Here is a 7,259-nt window from a genome sequence, read left to right as displayed (position 1 = left end):
TGAATAGAAGAGAAGCTATTGGCAGGGTTGGTTTAATACTTGGAGGAACCATTATAGGTGCCGAGTTTTTTATCTCGGGCTGTAAATCAACCTCAAAAAAGGTAAACGAACTGTTTGATGAAGACAATGTTGCATTGTTTAATGAAATTGGTGAAACTATTTTACCTGCCACCAGCACCCCAGGCGCTAAAGCGGCCAACGTAGGTAGCTTTATGGCACTAATGGTTCAGGATTGCTACAAACCTGAAGACCAGAAGGTATTTGTAAAAGGTATATCTGACCTTGACGAAGCCAGCAAGAAAAAATTCAGCAAAAAGTTTATGGAAGCCGATGCAAAACAACGTACAGAGCTGTTGACAGAGCTGGATGCTGAGCAAAAAGCCTACACCAAAAACAAAAAGGCCGAAGATCCGAACCATTATTTCAGAATGATGAAGGAATTAACCTTACTGGGTTTCTTTACATCTGAAGTTGGTGCTACCAAAGCTTTACGCTATGTGGCAGTACCCGGCCGTTATGATGGCTGCGTACCATACAAAAAAGGCGATAAAGCCTGGGCTACGTGATAAATTAGTTGAAGGTTTTGGTATCAAGTAGTTAGTATCAAGTATCAGGACAAGACAACAATCTCTTCATATTTGATGCCAATAGCTAATCTTGATACCTCATACTAACTACTTGATACCCTTATTAAAAACATATGAAATTAAGATTAGGAATGATCGGCGGCGGTCAGGGGGCCTTTATTGGCGCCGTGCATCGTATTGCCGCACGTATTGATGGTGAATATAAATTGGTTTGCGGTGCTTTTAGCAGTAATGCTGAAAAATCACAAGCCAGTGGTGTGCTGTTGGGCTTAGATCCCAGCCGTGTTTACAACTCTTACAACGAGTTGATCGAGAAAGAAAAACAACTGCCCGAGGATGAGCGTGTACAGGTGATCAGTATTGTAACACCAAACCACGTACACTTTGACCCGGCAAAAGCCGCCCTCGAAAACGGCTTCCATGTTGTTTTAGATAAACCCATGACTTTTTCCCTGGCCGAGGCTAAGGAGCTGGAAAAAGTAGTACAGGCTACAGGCAAACTGTTTTGCCTTACCCATACCTACACCGGCTACCCGATGATCAAAGAGGCCAAACAACTCATTAAATCAGGAAAATTAGGAACCATCCGCAAAGTTTATGTAGAGTATCCGCAAGGCTGGCTCAGCAGCTTTTTGGAAGGCGATGATAATAAACAAGCCTCATGGCGAACCGATCCGGGTAAAAGCGGTATCGCGGGAGCAATGGGTGATATTGGCACCCACGCCTTTAACCTGGCCGAATATGTGACCGGTTTAGAAGTTACCCAAATTTGTGCCGATATTAACGTAGTAGTACCAGGCCGTAAGTTAGACGATGACGGTGCCGCGCTGCTTAAATTCAATAACGGCGCAAGCGGTGTATTAACTGCTACTCAAATAGCTGCCGGCGAAGAAAATAACGTGAAAATTCGTGTATATGGTGAAAAAGGCGGTTTAGAATGGCACCAGGCCGATGCTAACTCGCTGACTTTAATGTATACCGATAAACCGATGGAAGTATGGCGCACCGGTGCTGGTTATACCAGTTCATTCGCGCAGCATAACACCCGCACTCCTCCGGGGCACCCTGAAGGTTATTTAGAGGCATTTGCCAACCTGTACCGCAACTTTGCTTTAACAGTAAAAGCTGGTATTGAAGGCAAAACCGCGACACCTGAAGAACTGGATTATCCGGGAATAAAAGAAGGCGTGCGCGGTATGGCGTTTATTGAGAACGTGATAGCCTCGGGCAAATCAGACAAAAAGTGGACAGAATTTTCTATATAAAAACATTATGACTACGATAAAAGGACCGGCAATATTTTTAGCGCAATTTATAGGCGATGCGGCGCCATTTAACAGTTTAGAGTCTATTTGTAAATGGGCGGCAGATTTGGGTTATAAAGGTGTTCAGCTGCCTACGTTGGATGCACGTTTTATCGACCTGCAAAAAGCGGCCGAAAGTAAGACTTACGCTGATGAGATCAAAGGCATCGTAAACGCTGCCGGATTAGAAATTACCGAGCTGTCAACCCACCTGCAAGGGCAGTTGGTGGCCGTAAACCCGGTTTATGATTCGCTTTTTGATGCCTTTGCACCAGAGCAATATCGTAACAACCCGGCCGAAAGACAAAAATGGGCTGTACAGCAGGTAAAATATGCCGCGCAGGCTTCCCGCAATTTAGGCCTTAACGCTTCGGTTACCTTTAGTGGCGCCCTGCTTTGGCCAATGGTATACCCTTGGCCGCAACGCCCTGCCGGTATTGTTGATACGGCCTTTGACGAACTGGCTAAACGCTGGACACCGATACTGGACGTGTACGAAGAAAACGGCATCGACCTTTGTTACGAGATACATCCGGGCGAAGATCTGCATGATGGTATCACTTATGAAATGTTCCTGGAAAAAGTGAACAATCATAAACGTGCCAATTTGCTGTATGATCCATCGCACTTTGTATTGCAGTGCCTGGATTACCTGGAGTATATCGACATTTATCACGAGCGTATTAAAATGTTCCACGTTAAGGATGCCGAGTTTAATCCAACCGGACGCCAGGGTGTTTATGGTGGTTATCAGAACTGGGTTGACCGTGCGGGCCGTTTCCGCTCATTAGGGGATGGTCAGGTTGACTTTAAAGGAATATTCAGCAAGCTTACACAATATGATTACAAAGGATGGGCCGTATTAGAATGGGAATGCGCGCTTAAACATCCGGAAGATGGTGCAAGAGAAGGCGCTCAGTTCATCAAAGATCATATTATCCGTGTTACCGAACGTGCTTTTGACGATTTTGCAGCATCCGGCTCAGACGATGCGTTCAATCGCAAAACACTGGGGATATAATATCTAAAATATGTCATTGCGAGCGAAGCGCGGCAATGAGCCCCCTCTAAATCTCCTCCAGAAGGGGAGACTTTAAAAAGTATTTTAAAGCCCTCTCCTTTGGAGAGGGTTGGGTGAGACTCTTGTTTCGTCGTTCCTCCTCGCAATGATAAAAGGTAAATCTAGTTAGAGAGAAGACTTACGAAGTTTTAAAAACTTCGTAAGTCTCCATTACCGCGAGATTAGCATAGCGCATCTCGTGGTTGCCAAGTGGTAAGCTTTCAGCTTACGTTCAGCTGAAAGCTGAAGCCAAGGATGCAACGAGCTACAAGCTCGCTGTGATAGTATAAAAAGTTGTCATTCCGAATTTATTTCGGAATTCTACCTGTTGATTACCAATAAGAAAGCCCATACTATAAGATGCTGAAACAAGTTCGGCACAACGGGTACTGCGGATTAATAAAAGCATTATATTTGGTATACCAATTAACCAATTTTCACCTAAATAATCTTTTAAATGCAGACCATTAACCGTACTCAGCTCTTCAGGGCAAGTTGTTTATCCCTGTTGGTAACATCTTTATCATTTGGCATCCGCGCCGGTATCCTCGGTGATTTGGGTACCAAATTTCAACTCAATGCTTCCCAATTAGGAACAATAACGGCAACCGCTTTCTGGGGCTTTCCGCTGGCTGTGGTTATAGGCGGCATCATTGTAGATATTATAGGTATGAAGCGCCTGCTGGTGATGGCGTTCCTGTTCCATTTAATAGGGATATTATTAACTATTTTTGCCACCGGGTATTGGACGCTGTTTTTCTCCACTTTGGTTATCGGTATCGCCAATGGCACTGTTGAGGCGGCCTGCAATCCGCTGGTAACTTCGCTTTATCCCGAAAACAAAACCACCAAGCTTAGTCATTTCCATTTATGGTTCCCGGGTGGTATTGTGATAGGAACCCTGATTGTAACCTTGTTTAAACTGATCGGTTTAAACTGGCAGATACAGGTAGGGGTAATGCTCATCCCAACGGTTATTTACGGCTATTTATTCTCCAAACTTCATTTCCCGGTAACAGAACGCGTAGCATCGGGCGTATCAACCGCGGGTATGTACAAGGCGGTGGCATCGCCATTATTTTTGTTCATGTTCATTTGCATGTTCGGAACAGCCATAACCGAGTTGTTTACCGGCCAGTGGCTTGACGTATTATTAAAAAATGTAACCAGTAACGCGCTATTGTTGTTAACCTTAGATACCGGCGTAATGGTAGTAGGGCGTGCCTTTGCCAAGCCGGTGCTTAAACGCTTTTCGCCGCAAATGGTGTTACTGATATCAACCACGCTGGCCGCACTGGGTTTATACCTGCTCAGCACGATGACCGGTGACATTATATTTTTGGCAGCCATTATTTTTGGTATGGGGGTTTGCTTCTTCTGGCCAACCATGCTGGGCTTTGTATCAGAAAATATACCTAAGTCGGGCGCTTTGGGCTTAAACCTGATGGGCGGCGCAGGCATGTTTGCTGTATCGTTATACACCATTATCATGGGTAAATATTACGATGGAATTGTGGCTTCAAAGCTGCCAGCAGGTGCCGATCCGGCGGTATATCTGAAAGCCGCGCCCGGTACCGATATGGCTAAAGCGCTGGAATCGGCAAAAAGTTTGGCCGGTCCGGATGTGCTGCATTTAACGCTGGCCATTCCGCTGGTACTTATTGTTGCCTTTGGTGGATTGGTACTTTACATGCGTGGCAAAAATAAAACAGCACCTTTAAGTACAATTGCCGTGTAAAAAGTACACTTTATTATATAAAAAATTGTATTTTTCACCCATTATTAATCTATTAAACCAACTAAGAGGCCATCAGGAAAAGTTAAGTTAAAAAACAGACATTATTCTGACTGGTTATTACTAAAAAAAACTCGTATGAAAAAGGCATTTTTTATTCTTTGTATCAGTGCGGTAGTTACTGCTTGCGGTGGCAATTCATCAGACAAAGGTGGTACCGACAGCACCCAGGCAGCTAATCAAACTGCAAAAGCAACTAACTCTGATGCTGATACCGTTGTAACCAAAACCGGTGCAGAGCCAACCGGCGGTTCGGCAGGTTCAAAAGCTGGCGAAGCCTTACTTGCAGGTAACGATTGCAACACCTGCCACAAAGTTGATACCAAGCTTATTGGCCCAGCATTTCAGGATGTAGCTGCCAAATATGAGGCAACCGATGCTAACATTGAAACATTAGCTAACAAAGTAATTGCCGGTGGTAAAGGTAACTGGGGCGATATCCCGATGACCCCGCACCCTGCTTTATCTTTAGCTGACGCCAAAGAAATGGTTAAGTATGTTTTATCATTAAAAAAATAACCTGATTTTATCTACTTTATAAACTAATTATGACCACTGGAATCAGGGTAAAACTATCTACCATGATGTTCCTCGAGTTTTTTATCTGGGGAGCATGGTTTGTTACAATGGGTACTTATTTAACGGTAACGTTAAAAGCAACAGGTACACAAAATGCAGGAGCTTATGCAACACAGTCATTAGGCGCTATCATTGCACCCTTTGTAATTGGCCTTATCGCCGATAAATATTTTTCGGCACAAAAAATATTAGGCGTTCTGCACCTGCTTGGGGCTGCATCTCTTTTTTATGCAACTACTATAACTGATTTTGACAAGTTCTATCCAAACATCTTGTTTTACATGATCATTTACATGCCAACACTGGCATTGGTAAACTCGGTATCATTTAAACAAATGCAAAACCCAAGCAAGGAGTTTCCGCCTATCAGGGTATTTGGTACCGCGGGATGGATCATCGCCGGTTTAACCATTGGCTGGTTAGGCTGGGAAAAATCAGGATCGCTGGTGCTTACCTTTAAAATGGCAGCCGGAGCTTCATTGCTGTTAGGCTTATTAAGCTTTACCTTGCCTGATACCCCACCTGTTAAAAAAGGACAGAAAACATCATTTGGCGATATCATAGGCCTTGATTCCATTGGCTTGTTAAAAAACAGATCGTACCTGATCTTCTTTTTAGCATCTGTTGCCATCTGCGTTCCGCTGGCATTTTACTATAACTTTACTAATCCTTTCCTGAATGAGGTAGGTATGGAAGCAGCCGCAGGTAAACAATCAATGGGGCAAATGTCTGAGCTGTTGTTTATGGCACTGATGCCTTTATTTTTTGTAAGGCTTGGTGTTAAAAAAATGCTTGCTGTAGGTATGCTGGCCTGGGTACTGCGTTACATATTCTTTGCTTATGGCAACGTTGGCAGCAACTACTGGATGCTGATTGCAGGTATCGTGATGCATGGTATCTGTTATGATTTCTTCTTTGTAACAGGTCAGATATATACCGACAACTTAGCAGGCGAACGCTTTAAAAGCGCCGCTCAGGGCTTTATTACCCTGGCTACTTACGGTGTAGGTATGCTTATTGGCTCGTATATTTCAGGCCCGATAGTGGATAACTGGAAAACATCGGCCACTACACACAACTGGCAAACTATCTGGCTGATACCTGCAGGTATTGCAGCGGTGGTATTGGTATTGTTCCTGCTATTATTTAAGGATAAAACCAGTATGGCTACCAAATCAGGCTTAGATATTCAGGAACCATCTGCATCAGCTCACTAAACTTAATCACAATGGGATCAAAGCAAAACCGGAGATCGGCTATTAAGAACATGCTTGCCGGCACCGCTACCATAGCGGCGTCGGGAGTGTTAACTTCATTTACCCAAACCGAAAATGATCAAAAAATGGCTGACGATAGCTTAAAAGGCAATATTAACCATGCCGTATGCCAGTGGTGCTACAGCAGTATGTCTGTTGAGGAACTTTGCATCGCTGCCAAATCAATCGGTATAAAAGGAATTGACCTGGTTGGCCCTAAAGACTGGCCTACACTTAAAAAGTATGGTCTGTATTCGTCAATGTGCAACGGTGCCGAGATTAACCTGACCGATGGTTTCGGCGACAAACAGTTTCATGCACAACTGCAAAAAAACTATTCGGAAATGATACCCAAGGTAGCAGCAGCCGGTTATAAACAACTGATATGCTTTAGCGGCAGCCGTCGCGGTAAAGATGATGAGACCGGTTGGAACAACTGCGTTGAAGGTTTGAAACCGATGGTAGCACTGGCCGAAAAACATAACGTTGTATTGGTAATGGAACTGCTCAATAGCAAAATTGACCATAAAGATTACCAGTGCGACCGTGTATCATGGGGTGCCGAATTGTGCAAAAGACTGGGTTCTGAAAACTTTAAGCTGCTGTACGATATTTATCACATGCAGATTGATGAGGGTGATGTGATCCGTAATATTCGTGATCATCACCAATACATAT

General features: G+C 44.0%; 7 protein-coding genes. All 7 read left to right on the top strand.

The window, feature by feature from the left end:
* A partial coding sequence (locus tag AAGC65_RS23720; RefSeq protein WP_343114950.1) for a gluconate 2-dehydrogenase subunit 3 family protein occupies positions 1-566 on the top strand: 566 nt, incomplete at its 5' end.
* Positions 567-700: 134 nt separating this feature from the next.
* Complete coding sequence (locus tag AAGC65_RS23715; protein ID WP_343114949.1) at positions 701-1,852, top strand: Gfo/Idh/MocA family oxidoreductase; 1,152 nt, start codon at positions 701-703, stop codon at positions 1,850-1,852.
* Between the two features lie 7 nt (positions 1,853-1,859).
* Positions 1,860-2,912, top strand: a complete 1,053-nt coding sequence (locus tag AAGC65_RS23710) for a sugar phosphate isomerase/epimerase (RefSeq protein WP_343114948.1) — start codon at positions 1,860-1,862, stop codon at positions 2,910-2,912.
* Positions 2,913-3,408: 496 nt separating this feature from the next.
* Positions 3,409-4,689, top strand: coding sequence for an MFS transporter (locus tag AAGC65_RS23705; protein ID WP_343114947.1), 1,281 nt, complete (start codon positions 3,409-3,411; stop codon positions 4,687-4,689).
* Positions 4,690-4,824: 135 nt separating this feature from the next.
* A complete protein-coding gene (locus AAGC65_RS23700) occupies positions 4,825-5,265 on the top strand; it encodes a c-type cytochrome (protein ID WP_343114946.1) in 441 nt (146 codons plus the stop codon).
* A 29-nt stretch (positions 5,266-5,294) separates the two neighbouring features.
* Positions 5,295-6,542 carry a nucleoside permease gene (locus AAGC65_RS23695; RefSeq protein WP_343114945.1) on the top strand — a complete coding sequence of 416 codons (1,248 nt, stop codon included), beginning with the start codon at positions 5,295-5,297 and terminating at the stop codon, positions 6,540-6,542.
* Between the two features lie 11 nt (positions 6,543-6,553).
* Positions 6,554-7,259 (top strand): TIM barrel protein (locus tag AAGC65_RS23690; protein ID WP_343114944.1); only part of this gene is annotated, 706 nt, incomplete at its 3' end.

The organism is Mucilaginibacter sp., assembly GCF_039207105.1.
Classification (GTDB): domain Bacteria; phylum Bacteroidota; class Bacteroidia; order Sphingobacteriales; family Sphingobacteriaceae; genus Mucilaginibacter.
The sequence above is the reverse complement of the archived record's forward strand: the minus strand, read 5'-3'. Positions and strand labels throughout refer to the sequence as shown.

What these genes read in the sequence shown, in the direction of transcription:
- AAGC65_RS23715 (WP_343114949.1), top strand. Translation starts at nt 701, where the DNA reads ATGAAATTAAGATTAGGAATGATCGGCGGCGGTCAGGGGGCCTTTATT.
- AAGC65_RS23710 (WP_343114948.1), top strand. Translation starts at nt 1,860, where the DNA reads ATGACTACGATAAAAGGACCGGCAATATTTTTAGCGCAATTTATAGGC.
- AAGC65_RS23705 (WP_343114947.1), top strand. Translation starts at nt 3,409, where the DNA reads ATGCAGACCATTAACCGTACTCAGCTCTTCAGGGCAAGTTGTTTATCC.
- AAGC65_RS23700 (WP_343114946.1), top strand. Translation starts at nt 4,825, where the DNA reads ATGAAAAAGGCATTTTTTATTCTTTGTATCAGTGCGGTAGTTACTGCT.
- AAGC65_RS23695 (WP_343114945.1), top strand. Translation starts at nt 5,295, where the DNA reads ATGACCACTGGAATCAGGGTAAAACTATCTACCATGATGTTCCTCGAG.